13 protein-coding genes and 3 rRNA genes are annotated in these 20978 nt (G+C 67.0%); 9 read left to right on the forward strand and 7 right to left on the reverse strand.

The window, feature by feature from the left end:
- The first annotated feature begins 82 nt into the window (after positions 1–82).
- The 6 genes from AC1DG4_RS01995 (at position 83) to AC1DG4_RS02020 (ending at position 7826) form a co-directional block, all read left to right on the forward strand.
- On the forward strand, positions 83–871 hold the full coding sequence (locus AC1DG4_RS01995; RefSeq protein WP_477377379.1) for a DUF4184 family protein: 789 nt from the start codon (positions 83–85) through the stop codon (positions 869–871).
- A 412-nt stretch (positions 872–1283) separates the two neighbouring features.
- A 16S ribosomal RNA gene (locus AC1DG4_RS02000) occupies positions 1284–2793 on the forward strand.
- Positions 2794–3205: 412 nt separating this feature from the next.
- Positions 3206–6308: ribosomal RNA gene (locus AC1DG4_RS02005) — 23S ribosomal RNA — on the forward strand.
- Positions 6309–6415: 107 nt separating this feature from the next.
- Positions 6416–6532, forward strand: a 5S ribosomal RNA gene (gene rrf, locus AC1DG4_RS02010).
- The 16S, 23S and 5S rRNA genes sit together here, the layout of an rRNA operon.
- 140 nt (positions 6533–6672) lie before the next feature.
- Positions 6673–7068: a four-helix bundle copper-binding protein gene (locus AC1DG4_RS02015; protein ID WP_477375286.1), complete on the forward strand. Its 396-nt coding sequence runs from the start codon at positions 6673–6675 to the stop codon at positions 7066–7068.
- A 269-nt stretch (positions 7069–7337) separates the two neighbouring features.
- Positions 7338–7826: an FBP domain-containing protein gene (locus tag AC1DG4_RS02020; protein WP_477375288.1), complete on the forward strand. Its 489-nt coding sequence runs from the start codon at positions 7338–7340 to the stop codon at positions 7824–7826.
- A gap of 52 nt (positions 7827–7878) precedes the next feature.
- Here the strand turns inward: AC1DG4_RS02020 and AC1DG4_RS02025 are convergent, their stop codons facing one another.
- From AC1DG4_RS02025 to AC1DG4_RS02035, 3 genes are all read right to left on the reverse strand, one after another.
- The gene (locus AC1DG4_RS02025; protein ID WP_477375290.1) at positions 7879–8226 is read right to left on the reverse strand and encodes a hypothetical protein; all 348 of its coding nucleotides are present in this window, start codon (positions 8224–8226) and stop codon (positions 7879–7881) included.
- A 127-nt stretch (positions 8227–8353) separates the two neighbouring features.
- Positions 8354–10069 carry an amidase gene (locus AC1DG4_RS02030; RefSeq protein WP_477375292.1) on the reverse strand — a complete coding sequence of 572 codons (1716 nt, stop codon included), beginning with the start codon at positions 10067–10069 and terminating at the stop codon, positions 8354–8356.
- Between the two features lie 112 nt (positions 10070–10181).
- Positions 10182–11216: an agmatine deiminase family protein gene (locus AC1DG4_RS02035; RefSeq protein WP_477375294.1), complete on the reverse strand. Its 1035-nt coding sequence runs from the start codon at positions 11214–11216 to the stop codon at positions 10182–10184.
- 69 nt (positions 11217–11285) lie between these two features.
- Between AC1DG4_RS02035 and AC1DG4_RS02040 the strand changes: the two genes are divergently transcribed.
- Positions 11286–11882, forward strand: coding sequence for a TetR/AcrR family transcriptional regulator (locus tag AC1DG4_RS02040; RefSeq protein WP_477375296.1), 597 nt, complete (start codon positions 11286–11288; stop codon positions 11880–11882).
- A gap of 177 nt (positions 11883–12059) precedes the next feature.
- On the opposite strand, the gene AC1DG4_RS02045 is transcribed toward AC1DG4_RS02040, so the two are convergent.
- Together AC1DG4_RS02045 and AC1DG4_RS02050 are read right to left on the reverse strand one after the other, a co-directional pair.
- Positions 12060–12665: a cysteine hydrolase family protein gene (locus AC1DG4_RS02045; RefSeq protein WP_477375298.1), complete on the reverse strand. Its 606-nt coding sequence runs from the start codon at positions 12663–12665 to the stop codon at positions 12060–12062.
- Positions 12662–14122, reverse strand: a complete 1461-nt coding sequence (locus AC1DG4_RS02050) for a purine-cytosine permease family protein (RefSeq protein WP_477375300.1) — start codon at positions 14120–14122, stop codon at positions 12662–12664. Before AC1DG4_RS02050 ends, AC1DG4_RS02045 begins: the two co-directional genes overlap by 4 nt.
- 219 nt (positions 14123–14341) lie before the next feature.
- Between AC1DG4_RS02050 and AC1DG4_RS02055 the strand changes: the two genes are divergently transcribed.
- Positions 14342–15715 (forward strand): pyridoxal phosphate-dependent decarboxylase family protein, encoded by a 1374-nt coding sequence (locus AC1DG4_RS02055; protein ID WP_477375302.1) that lies wholly within the window; start codon positions 14342–14344, stop codon positions 15713–15715.
- Positions 15716–15916: 201 nt separating this feature from the next.
- On the opposite strand, the gene AC1DG4_RS02060 is transcribed toward AC1DG4_RS02055, so the two are convergent.
- Positions 15917–17203: a M18 family aminopeptidase gene (locus AC1DG4_RS02060; protein WP_477375304.1), complete on the reverse strand. Its 1287-nt coding sequence runs from the start codon at positions 17201–17203 to the stop codon at positions 15917–15919.
- Between the two features lie 296 nt (positions 17204–17499).
- Here AC1DG4_RS02060 and helR point away from each other — a divergent pair, with 296 nt between their 5' ends.
- The gene (helR, locus tag AC1DG4_RS02065) at positions 17500–19767 is read left to right on the forward strand and encodes an RNA polymerase recycling motor ATPase HelR (RefSeq protein WP_477375306.1); all 2268 of its coding nucleotides are present in this window, start codon (positions 17500–17502) and stop codon (positions 19765–19767) included.
- A 133-nt stretch (positions 19768–19900) separates the two neighbouring features.
- On the opposite strand, the gene AC1DG4_RS02070 is transcribed toward helR, so the two are convergent.
- The gene (locus AC1DG4_RS02070) at positions 19901–20917 is read right to left on the reverse strand and encodes an ArsR/SmtB family transcription factor (protein WP_477375308.1); all 1017 of its coding nucleotides are present in this window, start codon (positions 20915–20917) and stop codon (positions 19901–19903) included.
- Between the last annotated feature and the right edge of the window lie 61 nt (positions 20918–20978).

Genomic DNA, 20978 nt, shown 5'->3' on the forward strand with positions numbered 1-20978 from the left:
CGTCGAAGTTTCGGAGGGGCGCCGACGGCTGGCACGCCCTGCATGCGCCAGCCTTGTGATCCGTCCCGGGTACGGTCGGACCATGCCGTTCACGCCGAGTCACGCGATCGTGGCGCTGCCCTTCATCCGTACGCCGCTCGTGCCCGCGGCGATCGCGATCGGAGCCATGGCGCCTGACCTGCCGCTGTTCACCCGCGGACTGATCGTCGACTACTCGGTGACACATGACCTGCGCTGGCTGCCGGTCACCGTGCTCCTGGCGCTTGCGTTGCTCGTCCTCTGGCGGATCGTCCTGCGGCCGGCCTGCCGACTGCTCGCGCCGCGCTTCATCGGTGCGCGACTCCCGCAGGAGTGGGACCGAGGTCCCCGCGCCGTGCTGACGGAGATCTTCGGAACCGTCGCGCGGGCGGTCCTCCTCGTACTCGCTCTCGCCCTCGGCGTCGTCACGCACATCCTCTGGGACGCGTTCACGCATGAGGGGAGGGCCGGCACCTCACTGATCCCCGCGCTCGACGAGCAGTGGGGGCCGCTCCTCGGTTACAAGTGGCTGCAGTACGGATCCGGGATCGGCGGCGTTGTCGTGCTCGCGATCGCCGGTGCGCTCTGGATGCGTCGCCGCACGCCGGGGCAGGTGCATCCGGCGCCGCTCGCGATCCGGCTGAGCTGGTGGCTGTCGCTGCCGGTGATGCTGGTGGTCGCGGTCGTCCTCGGGTTCGTCGCGTACGGACCACTCACGGAGGAGTTCACCGTGCAGCACCTCGCCTATCGCACGCTTCCCCTCGCATGCGGAGTCTGGGGCGTCCTGACCCTCGCGGTGATCCTGGTGATGCGCGCCGTGCGCACACGACGCATGGGGTCATCGGGCGCATGAATCCGCGGTGAACGGACGCGGAACCGCGCGCGACACGCCCGAGAGGGCGCCCGGATTTGCCGGAACCCCGGGATCCACGTAACTTATTACTTGTTCGCCCCAAGCGGTAGAGCGAAGGGCCGGAAGGCCTGACTCCCCAAGCGGCGAACACCACCCACCTTCTTCTCCGGAAGTCGGTTCCTCTTCTCGCAGGTTCTCCCTGCGGTGGGGGGTCAAGCGCGTGCGCTTGAGAGGGTGACCGTCCGCCAGGATCGTCGATTTGACAAGCTGGCCGGGAGGGATAAGCTAGAGAAGTTGCCTCGGAAACGAGATAACGGATCCGGTTCTGAACCTCACGGCGTGTCGATTTGACAGCCTGAGCGACACGGATAAGATAGAGAAGTTGCCCTGAAGGGAAGGCCGAGAGGCCGGAACGCAGGAGCATCCGATCCTTGAGAACTCAACAGCGTGCACTTGTCAAATGCCAATTTATTCCTCGTTCCAGCTTTTTTGGTTGGTTTGAGAAATTCCTTTGGATCAAAGACCAACTCCTTTTGGGGTTGGCATTCGGATGAAGTCAGCAATGATGTCATCTCTTTGGTCAGTTTCAAACTCGCTGCTTACCGGTTTTCCCTGGTGGGTATGCATTGTTCTGGCCTATCAGCTTGTTGGTGAGGTAATGGCTCACCAAGGCGTCGACGGGTAGCCGGCCTGAGAGGGTGACCGGCCACACTGGGACTGAGACACGGCCCAGACTCCTACGGGAGGCAGCAGTGGGGAATATTGCACAATGGGCGGAAGCCTGATGCAGCAACGCCGCGTGAGGGATGACGGCCTTCGGGTTGTAAACCTCTTTTAGCAGGGAAGAAGCGAGAGTGACGGTACCTGCAGAAAAAGCACCGGCTAACTACGTGCCAGCAGCCGCGGTAATACGTAGGGTGCAAGCGTTATCCGGAATTATTGGGCGTAAAGAGCTCGTAGGCGGTTTGTCGCGTCTGCTGTGAAATCCCGAGGCTCAACCTCGGGCCTGCAGTGGGTACGGGCAGACTAGAGTGCGGTAGGGGAGATTGGAATTCCTGGTGTAGCGGTGGAATGCGCAGATATCAGGAGGAACACCGATGGCGAAGGCAGATCTCTGGGCCGTAACTGACGCTGAGGAGCGAAAGGGTGGGGAGCAAACAGGCTTAGATACCCTGGTAGTCCACCCCGTAAACGTTGGGAACTAGTTGTGGGGTCCTTTCCACGGATTCCGTGACGCAGCTAACGCATTAAGTTCCCCGCCTGGGGAGTACGGCCGCAAGGCTAAAACTCAAAGGAATTGACGGGGACCCGCACAAGCGGCGGAGCATGCGGATTAATTCGATGCAACGCGAAGAACCTTACCAAGGCTTGACATACACGAGAACGGGCCAGAAATGGTCAACTCTTTGGACACTCGTGAACAGGTGGTGCATGGTTGTCGTCAGCTCGTGTCGTGAGATGTTGGGTTAAGTCCCGCAACGAGCGCAACCCTCGTTCTATGTTGCCAGCACGTAATGGTGGGAACTCATGGGATACTGCCGGGGTCAACTCGGAGGAAGGTGGGGATGACGTCAAATCATCATGCCCCTTATGTCTTGGGCTTCACGCATGCTACAATGGCCGGTACAAAGGGCTGCAATACCGTGAGGTGGAGCGAATCCCAAAAAGCCGGTCCCAGTTCGGATTGAGGTCTGCAACTCGACCTCATGAAGTCGGAGTCGCTAGTAATCGCAGATCAGCAACGCTGCGGTGAATACGTTCCCGGGTCTTGTACACACCGCCCGTCAAGTCATGAAAGTCGGTAACACCTGAAGCCGGTGGCCTAACCCTTGTGGAGGGAGCCGTCGAAGGTGGGATCGGTAATTAGGACTAAGTCGTAACAAGGTAGCCGTACCGGAAGGTGCGGCTGGATCACCTCCTTTCTAAGGAGCATCTGACTCTTCGGAGTCCAGAACCCAGTTCGAAGGCGTCTGTTCTTCGCTGGGAGCTCATGGGTGGAACATTTGACATGGCATCAGCGCAGCTGATCTCCGTTAGTACGTCGGGCCCTTTGGGGTTCGGTGGGAACGTGGGGGTGGGTGAGCGGGGTGTCTGCACGCTGTTGGGTCCTGAGGGACCGGATGTGGGAACACATGCGGTTTTTCTGGCCTTCTTATGTCTGCCTTTGTGGTGGGTGTTTGAGGGACCGCCCGTACTTTGAGAACTACACAGTGGACGCGAGCATCTTCGAGACGATCTTCGGATTGTCTCGTATTGATGATCTTAAAGATCATTAGTCAATTTCGAGCCGGGCCTTTCGGGGTTCGGTTTCCGATTCTTGATGAACTCATGTGATTTCAAGTCTTTAAGAGCAAACGGTGAATGCCTTGGCATCTGGAGCCGAAGAAGGACGTAGCAATCTGCGATAAGCCTCGGGGAACTGATAAGCGAGTTTTGATCCGAGGGTGTCCGAATGGGGAAACCCCGCTGGGCGGCGTGCCGACCTAGTGACTCCCGCCTGAATATATAGGGCGGGTAGAGGGAACGTGGGGAAGTGAAACATCTCAGTACCCACAGGAAGAGAAAACAACATGTGATTCCGTGAGTAGTGGCGAGCGAAAGCGGATGAGGCTAAACCGGGTGTGTGTGATAGCCGGCAGGCGTTGCATGCCCGGGGTTGCGGGACTTTTCTGATTGTTCTGCCGAACTTTCAGCGTTACAAGCAGGTATAGACGAACGGCTTTGAATGGCCGGTCATAGAGGGTGCGAACCCCGTAGTCGAAATGCCTGGCTTGGCGCGAAGAGTATCCCAAGTAGCACGGGGCCCGAGAAATCCCGTGTGAATCTGTCAGGACCACCTGATAAGCCTAAATACTCCCAGATGACCGATAGCGGACAAGTACCGTGAGGGAAAGGTGAAAAGTACCCCGGGAGGGGAGTGAAATAGTACCTGAAACCGTTTGCTTACAAACCGTTGGAGCCTCCTTAGTAGGGGTGACAGCGTGCCTTTTGAAGAATGAGCCTGCGAGTTAGCGATACGTGGCGAGGTTAACCCGTGTGGGGTAGCCGTAGCGAAAGCGAGTCTGAATAGGGCGATTCAGTCGCGTGTCCTAGACCCGAAGCGAAGTGATCTATCCATGGCCAGGCTGAAGCGACGGTAAGACGTCGTGGAGGGCCGAACCCACTTAGGTTGAAAACTGAGGGGATGAGCTGTGGATAGGGGTGAAAGGCCAATCAAACTTCGTGATAGCTGGTTCTCTCCGAAATGCATTTAGGTGCAGCGTTGCGTGTTTCTTGCCGGAGGTAGAGCTACTGGATGGCCGATGGGCCCTACAAGGTTACTGACGTCAGCCAAACTCCGAATGCCGGTAAGTGAGAGCGCAGCAGTGAGACTGTGGGGGATAAGCTTCATAGTCGAGAGGGAAACAACCCAGACCACCATCTAAGGTCCCTAAGCGCGTGCTAAGTGGGAAAGGATGTGGAGTTGCTGTGACAACCAGGAGGTTGGCTTAGAAGCAGCCACCCTTGAAAGAGTGCGTAATAGCTCACTGGTCAAGTGATTCCGCGCCGACAATGTAACGGGGCTCAAGCACGCCACCGAAGTTGTGGCATTGACATTTATGGTAGGCCTTCGTGGTCCAGCCGTGTTGATGGGTAGGAGAGCGTCGTGTGGCGAGTGAAGCGGCGGAGTGATCCAGCCGTGGACGCTACACGAGTGAGAATGCAGGCATGAGTAGCGAAAGACGTGTGAGAAACACGTCCTCCGGAAGACCAAGGGTTCCAGGGTCAAGCTAATCTTCCCTGGGTAAGTCGGGACCTAAGGCGAGGCCGACAGGCGTAGTCGATGGACAACGGGTTGATATTCCCGTACCGGCGAAGAACCGCCCAAGCTAATCCAGTAGTGCTAAGTATCTGAATCCTCATGACCGGATCCTTCGGGTGATGGCTTGAGGCCTAGCGTACGACCCCATTCTGGTGCGGTTAGCGTATTAACAGGTGTGACGCAGGAAGGTAGCCCAGCCAGGCGATGGTTGTCCTGGTGCAAGTGCGTAGGCCGAGAGATAGGCAAATCCGTCTCTCATTAAGGCTGAGACACGATGCGGATTGAAAGTGGGTGATCCTATGCTGCCAAGAAAAGCATCGACGCGAGGTTCTAGCCGCCCGTACCCCAAACCGACTCAGGTGGTCAGGTAGAGAATACCAAGGAGATCGAGAGAATCGTGGTTAAGGAACTCGGCAAAATGCCCCCGTAACTTCGGGAGAAGGGGGGCCACCCGCTTATACGGATTTACTCCGAAAAGGGTGTGGTGGCCGCAGAGACTAGTGGGTAGCGACTGTTTACTAAAAACACAGGTCCGTGCTAAGTCGCAAGACGATGTATACGGACTGACGCCTGCCCGGTGCTGGAAGGTTAAGAGGACCGGTTAGCTTCGGCGAAGCTGAGAATTTAAGCCCCAGTAAACGGCGGTGGTAACTATAACCATCCTAAGGTAGCGAAATTCCTTGTCGGGTAAGTTCCGACCTGCACGAATGGCGTAACGACTTCCCAACTGTCTCAACCGCGAACTCGGCGAAATTGCATTACGAGTAAAGATGCTCGTTACGCGCAGCAGGACGGAAAGACCCCGTGACCTTTACTACAGCTTGGTATTGGTGTTCGGTGTGGCTTGTGTAGGATAGGTGGGAGACTTTGAAGCCATGACGCCAGTTATGGTGGAGTCATTGTTGAAATACCACTCTGGTCACTCTGGATATCTAACTTCGAACCGTAATCCGGTTCAGGGACAGTGCCTGGTGGGTAGTTTAACTGGGGCGGTTGCCTCCCAAAAAGTAACGGAGGCGCCCAAAGGTTCCCTCAACCTGGTTGGCAATCAGGTGTCGAGTGTAAGTGCACAAGGGAGCTTGACTGTGAGACTGACAGGTCGAGCAGGGACGAAAGTCGGGACTAGTGATCCGGCAGTGGCTTGTGGAAGCGCTGTCGCTCAACGGATAAAAGGTACCTCGGGGATAACAGGCTGATCTTGCCCAAGAGTCCATATCGACGGCATGGTTTGGCACCTCGATGTCGGCTCGTCGCATCCTGGGGCTGGAGTAGGTCCCAAGGGTTGGGCTGTTCGCCCATTAAAGCGGTACGCGAGCTGGGTTTAGAACGTCGTGAGACAGTTCGGTCCCTATCCGCTGCGCGCGTAGGAAGTTTGAGAGGATCTGACCCTAGTACGAGAGGACCGGGTTGGACGAACCTCTGGTGTGCCAGTTGTTCCGCCAGGAGCACCGCTGGTTAGCTACGTTCGGGATGGATAACCGCTGAAAGCATCTAAGCGGGAAGCCGGCCTCAAGATGAGACTTCCATACCTTCGGGTGAGAGGCTCCCAGCCAGACTACTGGGTTGATAGGCCAGATGTGGAAGCGTGGCAACACGTGCAGCTGACTGGTACTAATAAGCCGATGACTTGATAACACACCGTTCTTGGTGCTTGCGTCCACTTTGTGGTTCTCGACGTACGGTCGAAACCGCGAACATAACAAACATTACGTTTGTGCTTGTTCGAGACACGTCAATAGTGTTTCGGCGGCCATAGCGTGAGGGAAACGCCCGGTCACATTCCGAACCCGGAAGCTAAGCCTCACAGCGCCGATGGTACTGCAGGGGGGACCCTGTGGGAGAGTAGGACACCGCCGGACTTCCTTTAACAGAAAGGCCACCCAACGCAGGGTGGCCTTTCTGCCTCGAGGTTCGCCATCGACGCGGCGGCCGCGCGGGACTAATCTGGGCGTCAGACGGGCCGTTCGCCCGCCTTCCCCGGTGGACGAAGGAGCGCGAGATGGACTCGATGATGATGGACTCGATGAAGAGCATGGACATGATGCCCGGCATGCAGGCGATGGACATGGCGCTCATGCAGGCGTGCATGGATGCGTGTTCGGCGTGCGAGCAGGCCTGCACGGTCTGCGCGACCCAGATGATGGACTGTTCTCCGGCCTGCATGAACTGCGCGGACATGTGCAACACCATGATGCGCGCGATGATGCGTATGCAGGGGATGACGCCCGCGGTCATGATGTCGATGCTGGACGCGTGCATGGCGATGTGCCAGCTCTGCATGGACATGTGCATGAAGCACGAGGCTCACAGCGACGTGTGCCGGATGTGTGCTGCCGCGTGCAAGGCGTGCATGGACGCCTGCATGGCGATGCGCGACTCCATGGTGGCGGCCTGAGCACTGCGCAGGCTCCCAGCCGCCTCCCGCTGCGGTTGGCCTAGGATCGAAGCATGCTCGTTGTTCGAGGCACCCGTTCGGTGTCGAAGGAGGTCGCTGGCGCATTCCGCGCCGGTGACAGAGGCTGACGCTCCTGCCGGTGGGTTCTCCTGCCGGCCCGATCGTCGCGCCCGCGTGAGTGTTCCGCGGGTCATCCTCCGGCTGCATTCGGCTGCCGCCTCTCCCGCTTGCCCTCCGCAGGCGATCTGACACCGCACAGAGAGTACGTCATGCTTCCCATCGACGAGCGCGCCCTTCGCGCCTCCTTCCGCAACACCTCCCGCAAGGAGGCCTCCTCCGTGACCTTGCCGCCCGAGTTCGCCCGGATCGACTTCTCGGCACTCGATTTCCTCGGGTGGTCCGACCCGAAGATGCCACGACGGGCGTACGTCGCCGTGCACCGCGACGAGGGCTCGCCGGTCGCGGTGATGCTGCAGCAGGCCGAGCAGCGCACTCTGGCCCGCGCACAGTGCTCGTGGTGCGAGGACGTGACGCTGCGCAACGACGTTCAGTTCTTCGCCGCGCGCAAGGTCGGCCCCGCGGGCCGCAACGGCGACACCCTGGGCGTGCTGATCTGCGCGAACTTCGGCTGCTCGGCGAACGTGCGGCGCTTGCCGGCGCTCGCCTACGAGGGCTTCGACCGCGAAGCAGTGCGCGCGCAGCGGATCCTGCGCCTGCAGCAGCACGTGCAGGGCTTCCTTCGAGAGCTCGGCGCGTAGCCGTGAGCGCGCCCTTCGTCTCCGTCGCGGAGACGAAGGGCGCCTTCCGGAGTCAGTGGCGGGCGACGTTGTAGCGCAGGGCGCCGATCGCGAGCACGTCCCAACGGGTGTGCACGGCGACGGGCTGCCCCGGCTCGACCTCGAGGGCGGCGCCGCCGGCGTTCCACAGCGTGAGCGTCTCGCCGTCGAGCGTGGTGACGTCGACGATGCCCGCGGCGCGGTCGACGCCCGAGACGAGCGCGTCGGTCCAGCCCGCGGTCGTCGCGGCGGCGAGACGCGCCTGGATCAGGTGCAGAGCATGCCCCGGAGCGAAAGACGAGCAGACGTCGCCGTGAGCGCACATGCACGCCGCAGCCTCACGCACCGGAAGGGGCGAAAGGGGGGTGCGGGGCGTGGTCACGATGGTCTCCTCACAGGATCGGTCCGATCAGGCTACGTCCGGGCGTGTGAGGGGTGGTAGCGGCGGTGAAATGCGCCGACACACTTCGCCGTGGTCGAGTTGCGACGGTCGCGACGGCGAGGCGTGCTCAGAGCCGGGGCGTCCGTGGCGGCGCCGTGCGGCGGTCCCCGTCCGCGCCGATCGCCTCGAAGCCTGCGCCGAGCCGCAGCAGCGCCGTGTCGTCATAGGCGCGGCCGATGAAGGTGAGCCCGATCGGCATCCCGATGTCGGCCATGAGGCCCATCGGCACCGTCACGCTCGGGATCCCGAGGTGGCGCATCGGCAGGTTGCCGTTCGCGATCCAGGTGCCGTTGCGCCAGCCGAGGTCTGCGGAGGCGGGGTTGACGTCCATGTCCGCGGGACCGACATCGGCGACCGCAGGGAAGGCGACGGCGTCGAGGCCGAGCTCGTCCATCCACTGCTCGAGGTCGATCCTGCGCGTCTCCTCGAGACCGGTCAGTCCCTCCTCGAGCTCGGGGATCGACGTGATCGTCGCGTCGGGATGCTGGCGCACCCAGTCCGGGTACTCGGCGATGTCGTCGTCGAAGCCCGTATAGCGGTCGGGCAGAGCGCCGGCCGGGTGGGGGAAGATCGTCGCGCCTTCGACGTCGGCGAGGCTGCGCAGCTGCGGATCCCCGTTCGCGTCGAGGAAGTCCTGCCAGCCCCATGCCGACAGGTCCACGATCTCGCGGCGCAGGTACGCCGGCGTAACGAGTCCGCGGGTGGCGATCGTGGGGGCGCCGGGACGGTCGCCCTCGTAGTTCGTGACGACCGGGAAGTCGACCGCCACGACCTCGGCGCCCGCGCGCTCCAGATCCGCTCTGGCCTGCTCCCAGCGGTCGATGACCGACGCGCGCGTGTCGATGCGCTGCCCGGTCGGTCCGCCGATGCCGGGACGCTCGGCCGTGCCCGCGTCGGGATCGGCGTTGATGTACATGCGGGGGATCCCGATCCGCTTCCCGGCCAGCGCCGCGGCCGCGTCCGCGGCGAGGGCGGGATACGCAGCGGGGCGGACGGCCGAGGAGGCGGGCAGGGCGATCCACGGCTGAGCGCGCCAGAAATCGCCACGGGTCTCGACATCGTCGGCGACGATCACGTCGAGGATCTCGAGCAGATCGGACATCGTGCGTGCGTGCGGAACGACGACATCCATGGTCGGAACGAGCGGCCAGTTGCCGCGCACCGAGATCACGCCGCGCGACGGGGTGTAAGCGCACAGCGCGTTGTTGGTCGCGGGCCCGCGCCCGCTCGACCACGTCTCCTCGCCGAGGCCGAACGCCGCGAAGCTCGCTGCGGTGGCGGTGCCGGATCCGTTCGAGGACCCGGACGCGAACGGCGCGGTGAGGAACGCGGCGTTGTAGGGGCTCTCCGCGCGGCCGTACACGCCACGTTGCATGCCGCCGTTCGCCATGGGCGGCATGTTCGTGAGGCCGAGGCAGATCGCGCCGCCTGCACGGAGACGCTCGATCGTGAACGCGTCGCGCTGGGCCACGAGCTCGGCGAAGGCGGGGGAGCCCGCGGCGGCGGTGAGCCCTCGCACGAGGTAGCTGTCCTTCGCGGTGTACGGGATCCCGTCGAGCGGGCCGAGGACCTCGCCGCGGGCGCGCCGGGCGTCGGCCGCCTCGGCCTCGCCACGCGCCTCGGGGTTGTGCACCACGACCGCGTTCAGCGCGGTCTCGGAGCCGGCGCCGTCGTAGGCGTCGATGCGGGCGAGATAGGCGTCGACGAGCTCGACGGCCGTGGTCTCGCCGGTCTCCAGGGCTTCACGCAGGCGTGCGATGGGGGTCTCGACGACGTCGAACATGGACTGTCCTTCGGGGGCTCGGTCGCTGCGCGAGGCAGGGCGATGGTGGATGCGGTTCGGGCGATCCGAGGCCGCGGCGCCCGCCAGGTACGAGGCGGGTGCCGCGGGAACCTCAGCGGCCGAGGGAGGGCTGCTGCTGGGTGATGCAGTGCACGCCGCCGCCGCGGTCGAAGAGCGGGCGGGCATCGACGGTCACGACACGGCGGCCGGGGTACGCCTCGGAGAGGACGTCCCTGGCGCGCGTGTCGGCGACGTCGTCACCGAACCCGCACGCGATGACGCCGTCGTTCGTGACGAGGTGATTGACGTAGCTCCAGTCCACGAAGCCCTCCTCGTCGCGCAGCGTCGACGGAGCCGGCAGATCGACGAGCTCGAACGGACGGCCCGCGGCGTCCGTCTGCGTGGCCAGGTGCGCGCGCAGTGCGGCGGACACCTCGAAGTCGGGATGCCCGGGATCCTGCTGCGCGTGCAGGAGGATCCGTCCAGGGGACGAGATCGCGGCGACGATGTCGACGTGGCCGTTCGTGCCGAAGTTGTCGTAGTCGCGCGTCAGGCCGCGGGGCAGCCAGATGGCCTTCGTTGCGCCGATCGTGCGGAGCATCTCGGCCTCGACGCGCTGCTTGTCGAGATAGGGGTTGCGCCGCGGGTCGAGCTGCACGGTCTCGGTGAGCAGGACGGTGCCCTCGCCGTCGACGTGGATCCCGCCTCCCTCGTTCACGAGAGCGGAGCTGATGAGCTCGGCACCCGCCTCGGCCGCGATGATCCGCGCGTGCTGCGCCGCGTCGTGCCAGCGCGCCCAGGCCGGGGCGCCCCAGCCGTTGAAGACCCAGTCCACGGCGCCGAGGGCGCCGGGGCGCTCCGGGTCTACGACGAACGTGGGACCTGCATCGCGCATCCAGAACTCGTCGACCGGCGCCTCGAGGATCGTCACGTCGGACGACAGCATGCGCCGGGCGCGGGCGAGCTCGCTCGGATCCACGAGGATCGACACCGGAGTGAACTCGGAGACGGCGTGCGCCACCGCGGTCCAGGTGGCATAGCCCTCCTCACGGAGCGCGTCGGTGTCGCCGAGGGTCTCGCCCTCGGCAGGGAAGGCCATCCAGACGCGGTCGTGTCGGGCGGTCTCGCTGGGCATCAGCCAGGGCATCGGTGCTCCTCGGATCGGGTTCGTCGGGCTTATTGAACAAGCGGCCAACTAGCGATACGGTATATCCCCATGAGCACCTCGTCAACCCCACGGTCGAAGCGGATGCCGCCGGAGCAGCGGGAGAGGGCGATCCTCGACGCGGCGGTGGCCCTCGCACGTCAGGGGGGGATCGCCGGACTCACCGTGCGCACGGTGGCCGCGGCCGCAGGTGTGACGCCGGCCCTGGTCGCCCACTACCGGCCGAGCATGGACGCGTTCGTCGCCGAGGTCTTCGGTGCGATCGTCGGGGCGGAGCGCGAGGAGGTCGTCGCCGTCGGTCGCGCCGGCACGGGCCTTCGTCCGCGGATCACCCGCATCGTAGAGACGCTGCTCGACGGCGATCGCGACGATGTGACCCTGGTCTGGGTGCAGGCCTGGGCGGCGGGCGCGCGCAACGACGAGCTCGCCGCCCGGGTGCGGCTCGAGATGGACCTCTGGCAGCAGGACCTCGAAAGGATCGTCGTCGACGGGGTCGCTGCAGAGGAGATCTCCGCGGAACGGGCCGAGGGCGCGGCGTGGCTCCTGCTCGCGACCGTGGACGGGATGAACGCGCACTCCCTCGTGAAGTGGGCGCCGGAAGACCGCGCCGCGCTCGCGCGCCGCACGGTCGCCGCCGTCCTGGGCTGAGCCCCGCCCCCGCCCCCGCCCCGCCGGACGCGCACCGCGCCGGACGGCTCCCCGTGACCGCGAGACCGAACCCGCGTCCCGAAACCGCCGATCAGATCCGCTGTCTCGCGACGCAGGTTCGGTCTCGCGGAAAAGGGGCTCGCGGACGAGGGGCTCGCGGGCGAGGGGGCGGTGGGGTCAGGGGTGCAGGATTCGGAGGGCGGCGGGGGTGTCGGCGACGGTGAGTTGGGGCGGGTAGAGGGACATGACCTGGATGGCGGCGGCGTGATTGGCCGGATCCGAACCTGCGCACGCGTCGGCCGCGATCGTGACGCGCGCTCCCGCGTCGGCGGCGGCCAGCGCGGTCGAGATCACGCAGCAGTCCGTCGAGACGCCGGCGAGCACGACGGGGGCAGACCCCAGGAGCCCCTCCAGCTCCGGACCCCACTTGCCGAACGTGGGCAAGTCGAGCGTCGGATGGGGAGAGAGGCTCCGCGCCTCGGGCACGAGGTCGTAGAGCGGGTCGTCAGCCGGCCGGTCCGCGAAGGGCCAGGCCGCGAAGTAGTCGCCCCACGACGTGCTCCGATCCGCGGTGGGCAGCCAACGGGTCACGAGCACCCTGCCCGCTGCGGCATCGGCGAGACGGCGGATGTTCTCGAAGGCCGCCGGGAACATCGGGGATCCCCATGCAGAATCCGGCGCCGCGAAGATGTGCTGCGGGTCGATCACGACGAGCCAGGGCTCATCGGGCTGCGCGAGAGGCGCCCTGGCCTCGGACGCGGCCCCCGGAGACGTCGGCGTCATGCCTGCTCCTGGCGGCGGATCCTCCCGGCGCGGGCGAACCAGGCCACCACGAAGCCCAGCACGAGCGCGAAGAAGACGCCGAGGTTGGCGTAGGCCCACTCGCCGTCCTTGCCGCCGATCACGCCGAGGAAGTAGCCCTGCCAGTTGTTCCACGGTGCGGCGTCGGCGAAGTTGTTGATCACGAAGCCCCAGCCGATGACCGACGCGACGACGAGCGTGCCGATCGAGACGCCGTCCCAGGCGCCGTAGCGTCCGCGCGCGTCGAAGAGCGCCTCGTCGTCGTAGTCCTTCTTCCGGCGCAGGATGTCGGCGATCAGGATCCCGGCCCAGGCCGCCATCGGAACGCCGAGCGTGATGAGGAACGACTGGAAGGGACCGATGAAGTTCTGCGCGAAGAACACCACCACGATCGTGCCGATCGTGAGGATGACGCCGTCGACCGCCGCGGCCGCGGGCCGGGGGATCCGTATGCCCAGGCTCAGCAGCGTGAGGCCCGACGAGTAGATGCCGAGCACCGCTCCCGAGACCAGGGTGAGGATCGCGACGATGAGGAACGGGAACAGCGCCCACGTCGGCAGCAGGGTCGCGAGCGCGCCGATCGGGTCGGCGGCGACCGCGGCGCTGAGTTTGTCGTCAGAGCCCGCCAGCAGCAGGCCGAAGAACACCAGCACGATGGGAGCGACGGATCCGCCGATCGTGTTCCAGGCGACGATCTGGGTGTCGGACGCCGTGCGCTTCTGGTAGCGCGACCAGTCGGCGGCGATGTTGATCCAGCCGAGCCCGAAGCCCGTCATCACCATCACCAGCGCGCCGATCGTCTGGGCGAGCGTGCCGTCCGGATGCGCGAACGCCTTGGTCCAGTCGATGCTGTTGACCGTGAGGATGAGGAACAGGACCGTGAACGCCCCGGTCAGCCAGGTGAGCACCGACTGCAGCTTCATGATCGTGTGGTAGCCGAGCACGGACGCGCCCACGATGAGCGCCGCGACGAGCACGGTCGCGATGAGGTGCACCGCGACGTCGCCGTCGGCGCCGACCCACCCGAGCGCGTGCAACACGGTCGTGGTCGCGAGCACGGCGGTGATCGTGAGCGACGTCTCCCAGCCGATCGAGGTCAGCCACGAGACGATGCCGGGGATCTTCTGCCCCTGCACGCCGAACGCGGCCCGGGAGAGCACCATGGTCGGTGCGGATCCGCGCTTGCCGGCGATCGCGATGAGTCCGCACAGCGCGAACGACACGATGATGCCGATGGCCGCGACGACCGTCGCCTGCCACAGCGAGATCCCGAACCCGAGCAGGAAGGATCCGTAGGACATGCCGAACACTGAGACGTTCGCAGCGAACCATGGCCAGAACAGGTCGCGGGGGCGCGCGGTGCGCTCGGACTCGGGGACGATCTCGATGCCACGCCGCTCGATGAGGGCGGCGGATCCGGGCTGGGAATCGGCGGACATGGCTTCATCCTGGCAGGGGTTGCGATCGTGTGGGCGCTCCGCCCGGAATTCGGTGCCCTGAGCGCCCCCGTCCCGCGGCGCGATCAGCGGTCCTGCGGTCCTCTCAGGCACTGTGGCGGGCTCGGGGCGACGCGGTACGATATCGCCGACCCGTTGATCCGGCGCGGCACTCTGCTCGTCGCCGGGCGCCCGTCGGCTTCCGGGTCGGAAGGATCCTTCATGGACGCCGCGCGCATGCATGCCGCCTCGCCCGAATCCGCCGCGATCGTCGATGCCGTGCTCGACTACTCCCGTCGCCGGATGCTCGCCACGGATGTGCCGCTCGACAAGCCGCAGCCCGAAGCCGAGCTGCGCCGCCTGGTCGGCACGACCATCACCGACCAGGGGCTCGGCGCCCAGCGCGCGCTGAGCGTGTTCGAGCACATCCTCGCCCCTGCCAGCCTCACCACGAGCCACCCCGCGTACCTGTCGTTCATCCCGACCGCACCGACCGTCGCATCGATCGCGTTCGACCTCGTGGTCTCCGCCTCCGGACTCTACGGCGGCAGCTGGCTCGAGGGCGCCGGTGCCGTGCATGCCGAGAACGAGGTGCTCGCGTTCCTCGCGGCCGAGTTCGGCCTGCCCGCGACCGCCGGCGGCGTGTTCGTGCAGGGCGGCACGATCGGCAACCTGTCGGCGCTCGCCGCCGCGCGAGACCGCGCCGCGCGTCGCCTGACCGAGGCCGGCCGGCCTCTGCCCGCGCGGTGGAAGCTCGTGTGCAGCATCGAGGCGCACTCCTCGAACAAGTCCGCCGCGAAGATCATGGACGTGGACGTCGTCGCCGTGCCCGCAGGGCCGGACGGCAGACTGCGCGCCGATGCCGTGCGCGAGGCGCTCGAGGAGCACGGCGAGGCCGCGTTCGCCGTGGTCGCCACGGCCGGATCCACGAACTTCGGCATCGTCGACGACATCGCCGGGATCGCGGCGCTCAAGGACGAGTTCGACTTCTGGCTGCACATCGACGGCGCCTACGGCCTCACCGCGATGCTCGCGCCCGAGGCGCGGGAGTGGTTCGCGGGCGTGGAGCGCTCCGACTCGCTCATCGTGGATCCGCACAAGTGGCTCTACGCGCCGTTCGACTGCTGCGCGCTGCTGTACCGCGACCCCGAGGACGGCCGCCTCGCGCACACCCAGCACGCGGAGTACCTGGACACCCTCACCGCGTCCTCCGAGTTCAGCCCGTCGGACTACTCGATCCAGCTGACTCGGCGCCCGCGCGGCCTGCCGCTGTGGTTCTCGCTCGCGACCTACGGCGTGGACGCGTACCGCACCGCCGTCTCGGCGACGCTGTCGCTCACGCGCCGGATCGCCGACGAGATCGCCTCCCGTCCGGAGCTGCGCCTGGTGCGCGACCCGCAGCTGTCGGTCGTCGTGTTCGAGCGCGAGGGCTGGGAGCGCGCCGACTACGACCGCTGGTCCGACGAACTGCTGCAGACCCAGCGCGCGCTCGTCGTGCCGAGCTCGCACGCCGGCCGCACGAACACGCGCTTCGCGATCCTCAACCCGCTGACGACGTTCGAGGATCTGGTCGGGATCCTGGACACGATGCGCTGACCCTTCGTCTCGCTGCGCTCGCTCAGGAACCGGTGGCCGGTCGGTCCCTGAGCGTCCTTCGTCTCGCTGCGCTCGCTCAGGAACCGGGTGCCAGCCGGTCCCTGAGCGTCCTTCGTCTCGCTGCGCTCGCTCAGGAACCGGTGGCCGATCCGGTCCCTGAGCGAGGAGCGCAGCGACGAGACGAAGGGCCGGGGTACCGGCTCAGCCTGCGAAGAACGCCTTCGCGACGGCGGTGAGGTCGTGCAGGTCGCTGACGCCGGCGAGCTCGCGCGCGGAGTGCATCGACAGGATCGGGATTCCGACGTCGACCGTGCGGATCCCGAGGCGGGTCGCGGTGATCGGGCCGATCGTGGATCCGCAGGGCACGTCGTTGTTCGAGACGAACTCTTGCGTCACGACGCCGGCGGCGTCGCACCAGCGGTGCCAGGCGGCGGCGCCCACCGCGTCCGTGGCGTAGCGCTGGTTCGCGTTGATCTTCAGGATCGGGCCGGATCCGAGGACCGGCTGCACGACCGGGTCGTGCTTGCCGGCGTAGTTGGGGTGCACCGAGTGGCCCACGTCGCTGGACAGGCACCACGACGCCGCGTACGCGCGATGCACGTCGACGGCGTCGGCGCCGAGGCCCGCATAGACGCGCTCGAGCACGTCCTGGAGGATCGGGCCGGCGGCGCCGGAGCGGGAACCGGATCCGAGCTCCTCGTGGTCGAACGCCGCGAGCACCGCGATCGCGTGCGGGTCGCCGTGCGCCGAGATCTCGCCGAGCGCGACGACGCCGGCGTGCACGGAGGCGAGGTCGTCCAGGCGCCCGCTCGCGAAGAACGCGTCGTCCTTGCCGAATACGGCTCCGCGCGCGCTGTCGGCGACGACGGCGTCGAAACCGCGGATCTCCTGCGGATCGACCCCAGCCGCGTCGGCCAGCTCGGCGAGCAGGTCGGCCTCCTCGGGGTCGCCGAGACCCCACACGGGCTGCGTCTCGTTCTGCTTGTCGAGTGCGAGACCGTTGTTCACGCCGCGGTCGAGGTGGATCGCGAGCTGCGGCAGCCGCAGCAGCGGTCCCGTCGCGGCGAGAACGACGCGGCCGTCCGCGAGCGCGAGCCGTCCGGCGAGGCGCAGCTCGCGGTCGAGCCACGAGTTCAGCAGCGGCCCGCCGTACACCTCGACGGCCGCCTGGAGCCAGCCCTTGGCGCCGGTGGTCGGACGCGGCTTGAGCTTGAAGCCGGGGGAGTCGGTGTGGGCGCCGAGCACGTGCGTCGGAGTGGTGGCGGTGGCTCCCGCCGGCACGACCCAGGCGATGGCCGCGCCGTCGCGCACGATCACGAAGCGGCCGCCGGCCTGCGCGGGCCAGGCCTCGGTCTCGTCGAGGCGGGTGAAGCCCTGCTCCTCGAGGCGCCGGGCGACCTCCTCCGCCGCGTGGTAACTGGACGGCGAAGCGGCGACATAGTCGGCCAGATCCTCGACGTGCGTGCGAGCGGAGGCGACGTGGGACATGAGGATCCTTCCGGGGCGGGTGCGCGACCGCCGAGGCGGCGCAGAGCACCTTCGATGCTATCCCGGCGTGCTCGTCGGCGTCCGGGGCTCATTGCGGGCGCTCAGGTCGCAGTTTCCGCTCTTCCGGCCGCCATTTTGGCGCCGAAAGTGCGACCTGAGCGGGTGGGATGACGAAAAGGGAGCGGATCCGTGCGGACCGCTCCCTGTGGTTCCAGGGTATCAGCGGGGGTGGGGCTTGCGGCAAGGCCCCCCTGCAGGGGCAGACTGTGTGGTTTCGCCCAGGAATCGGAGGATCCGTGCGCCCTGAATCCACCCCTGTCACCGCCCTCGTCACCGACCCGCAGACCCCCTCGTGGTCGCCGTCGGTCTTCGCCCTGCCGCCCGCGCTCTCCCGCAAGGCGGCTCCGACGCTCATCGCCGACGACGACGCCCACCTCATCGCGGTCCGCAGCCGCCTCGCCGAGGAGATCGCGGCCCTGGAGGAGAGACTCGTCCGGCTCCGCGCCGCCGCCGCCCGGCTGGGGCAGGAGGCGCTCGATCGCGACCTCGAGATCCATCGCTCCAGCTCGCGGCTGCAGTTGCTGCGCCGGTTCGGCGTCGACCTGTGCCTCGGCCGTATGGTCGTCGCCGGCGACGCGCAGGACGCGGCGGCCGCCGACGCCGCGGCCGCCGACGGCGCGGCCGGACCCGAGACCGTCTACATCGGGCGCATCGGGCTGTCCGACTCCGAAGGGCGACGCCTGCTCGTCGACTGGCGGGCGCCCGCGGCCGAGCCGTTCTTCGCCGCGACGCATGCGGATCCGGAGGGCCTGATCAGCCGCCGCCGGTACCGCTGGACCTCGCGACGCATCACCGACTACTGGGACGAGGTGTTCGACCCCGAGGGGCTCGAGGGGGCGGCTGCGCTCGACGATCAGTCCGCATTCATCGCCAGTCTGGGAGCCTCGCGCTCGCCTCGGATGCGCGATGTGCTCAGCACGATCCAGGCGGACCAGGACGCGATCATCCGGGCCTCGTCCCGCGCGCCTCTCGTCGTGGACGGCGGACCCGGCACGGGCAAGACGGTCGTCGCGCTGCACCGGGCCGCCTACCTGATGCACGCCGAGCAGCGGCTCGGCCACGGCGGGATCCTGTTCATCGGCCCGCACCAGCCCTACCTCGCATACATCGAGGACGTGCTGCCGGGGCTCGGCGAGGACAGCGTCCGGGTGTGCACGCTGTCGGATCTGGTCAGGGAGGGGCGGGCAGGCGACCGCATGCCGGACGAGCGGGATCCGCTCGCGAGGACGCTGAAGTCGGACGCGCGCCTGCTCGACGCGGTGACCGCCGCGGTCCGCTATCACGAACATGCCCCGAGCGCGCGGCTGTTCGTGGAGACGCCGTGGCGCGACGTGATCGTCGAGCCGGCCGTGTGGACCGAGGCCTTCGACGCGCCGGAGCCCGGCACTCCGCACAACGACGCGAGGGACGTCGTGTGGGAGACGCTGATCGGCGCCCTCGTGGAGGACAACGCCGATGAGGACGTGCCGCCGCGGCAGCTCGATCGTGCCCTGCGGCAGAGCGACGCGCTGCAGCGCGCGTTCGTGGCGGCCTGGCCCGTGCTGGACCCGGCCGGCGTCGTCGCCGATCTCTGGTCGACCCCGGCGTACCGGCGCATCTGCGCGCCTTGGCTCGCCGATGACGAACGGGCGGCGCTGCGGCGGGAGGACGCCAGGGCGTGGACGCGCCAGGATCTGCCTTTGCTCGACGCGGCCCGCTCGCTCACCGGCGATCCCGAGGGAGCGCGGCGGCGACGACGGCAGGAGGCGGTGACCGCAGAGGAACGGGAGCAGCGCGACCGGGTGCTGGACGAGCTGCTCGCCGCGGACGACGACAAGGAGAGCGCGATCACCGGGTTCTTCTTCGGCGACGAGAGCGCGGGTGTGCGCGCGATGCTGCAGGACGAGGCCGCTCTGCCGCGCCTCGACTCCGATGCGCTCGCCGGTCCGTTCGCGCACGTGATCGTCGACGAGGCGCAGGAGCTCAGCGACGCCGAGTGGGCGATGCTGCTGCGTCGCGTGCCGTCGCAGAGCCTCACGATCGTGGGCGACAGGGCGCAGGCGAGGCACGGGTTCCGCGAGTCGTGGACCGAGCGGCTGGAGCGGGTCGGCCTGCGGCGCATCGAGCAGGCGTCGCTGCGCATCAACTACCGCACGCCCGAGGAGGTCATGGCCGAGGCCGAACCCGTGATCCGCGCCGCCCTGCCCGACGCGAACGTGCCGATCTCGGTACGCGCGAGCGGGGTCCCCGTGCGCCATGCGACGCCCGCGGACCGCGACGGGATCCTTGCCGCCTGGCTCGCGGCGCACGACGACGGCATCGCCTGCGTGATCGGCGACGACCGGCCCTACCCTGATCCGCGGGTGCGGTTCCGCACGCCGGTGACCGGGAAGGGACTCGAGTTCGACCTCGTCGTGCTCGTGGATCCGGAGTCCTTCGGCGAGGGCATCGAGGGCGCGGTGGACCGCTACGTCGCGATGACCCGCGCGACCCAGGAGCTCGTCGTGCTCGACCGGGGTCGTTGAGCGCCCTTCGTCTCGTCGCTGCGCTCCTCGCTCAGGGACCGATCCATGGACCGGTCCCTGAGCGACACTTCGACTCGCTGCGCTCGCTCAGTGCGAGTCTCCGCGAGACGAAGGGCGCCCGACGGCCCGAGAGTCAGAGCGCGGCGCCGACGAGCGCCTCGCCGAGCGGGCTGCGCAGGTGCATCATCCGCGCCCCGTCGCGCGTGCTCGCGATCAGGCCGGCGTCGCGCAGGACCGTGAGGTGGTGCGAGGCGGTGGACACGGCGATCCCCGCCTCCTCCGCCACGCGGGTGGTCGTGCGCGGCACGTGCGCGGCGAGCAGGATGCCTGCGCGGACAGGGCCGACCAGCGCCCCGAGCGCGTGCACGAGGTCGTCGGCGTCCCTAGCCCAGCCGGCGGTCACGCCGCGGGCGGGGTAGTACAGCGTCGGCTGAGCGGGCTGCTCCGTGATCACCATGCAGCCCCAGGAGGACATCACGGAGGGGACCAGCACCAGCCCGCTGCCACGGCAGTCGACGTCTTCGCTGTGCCGGCGCAGTCGCACCCGCACGGATCCGTCGCCCCAGCTCACCCAGGGGTGGATGCCGGAGGCCATCGCGGCGAGCCCCTCGGTCGCGACGCTGCGGGACCGCTCTGCGACGTCCGCGCGCAGGATCCGCTCCAGCTGCGGCCAGACCGGGGCCATCGCGCTCTCCCAGACCTCGGCCCAGGCATCGGCGATGACGGTGCGGGCCCGTTCCGGACGGTCCCGCATGCGGCGCAGAGCCTCCTGTCGCCGACCGGAGGAGCGCACGACCATCTTTCCCAGGTCCACGCGCATGCCGGCGACGGGAGCGGATCTGATCGCCGCGAGCTCTTCGTCGGGGGTGAGGTCCCAGCGGGCGGTCGTGGTGAGGAAGTCCGGCATGTAGCCGTCGGCGCCGATCACCTGTGCGAGTACGCCGAATGCTTCACGCGGGACCCGACCGCGGAATTCCTTCAGCCATCCCCACGCGAGCGGGTACTGCTCGGGGCGCAGCAGCACGCGGACCGCGTGCGCGAGTTCGTGCCCGGGGGAGATGCCGAATCGCACAGCCTGGATGTCACCGGGACTGAGCCGGAAGTCGACGCGATGGTGCTCCCACTCCACGCCCTCCATGTTTCGATCCACATCGAAACTCTACGACGCGAACGACACCCCCGCGAGAGTGGGAGCACCCCCACCGAGAGGA

The organism is Microbacterium sp. 05N427, from assembly GCF_056397105.1.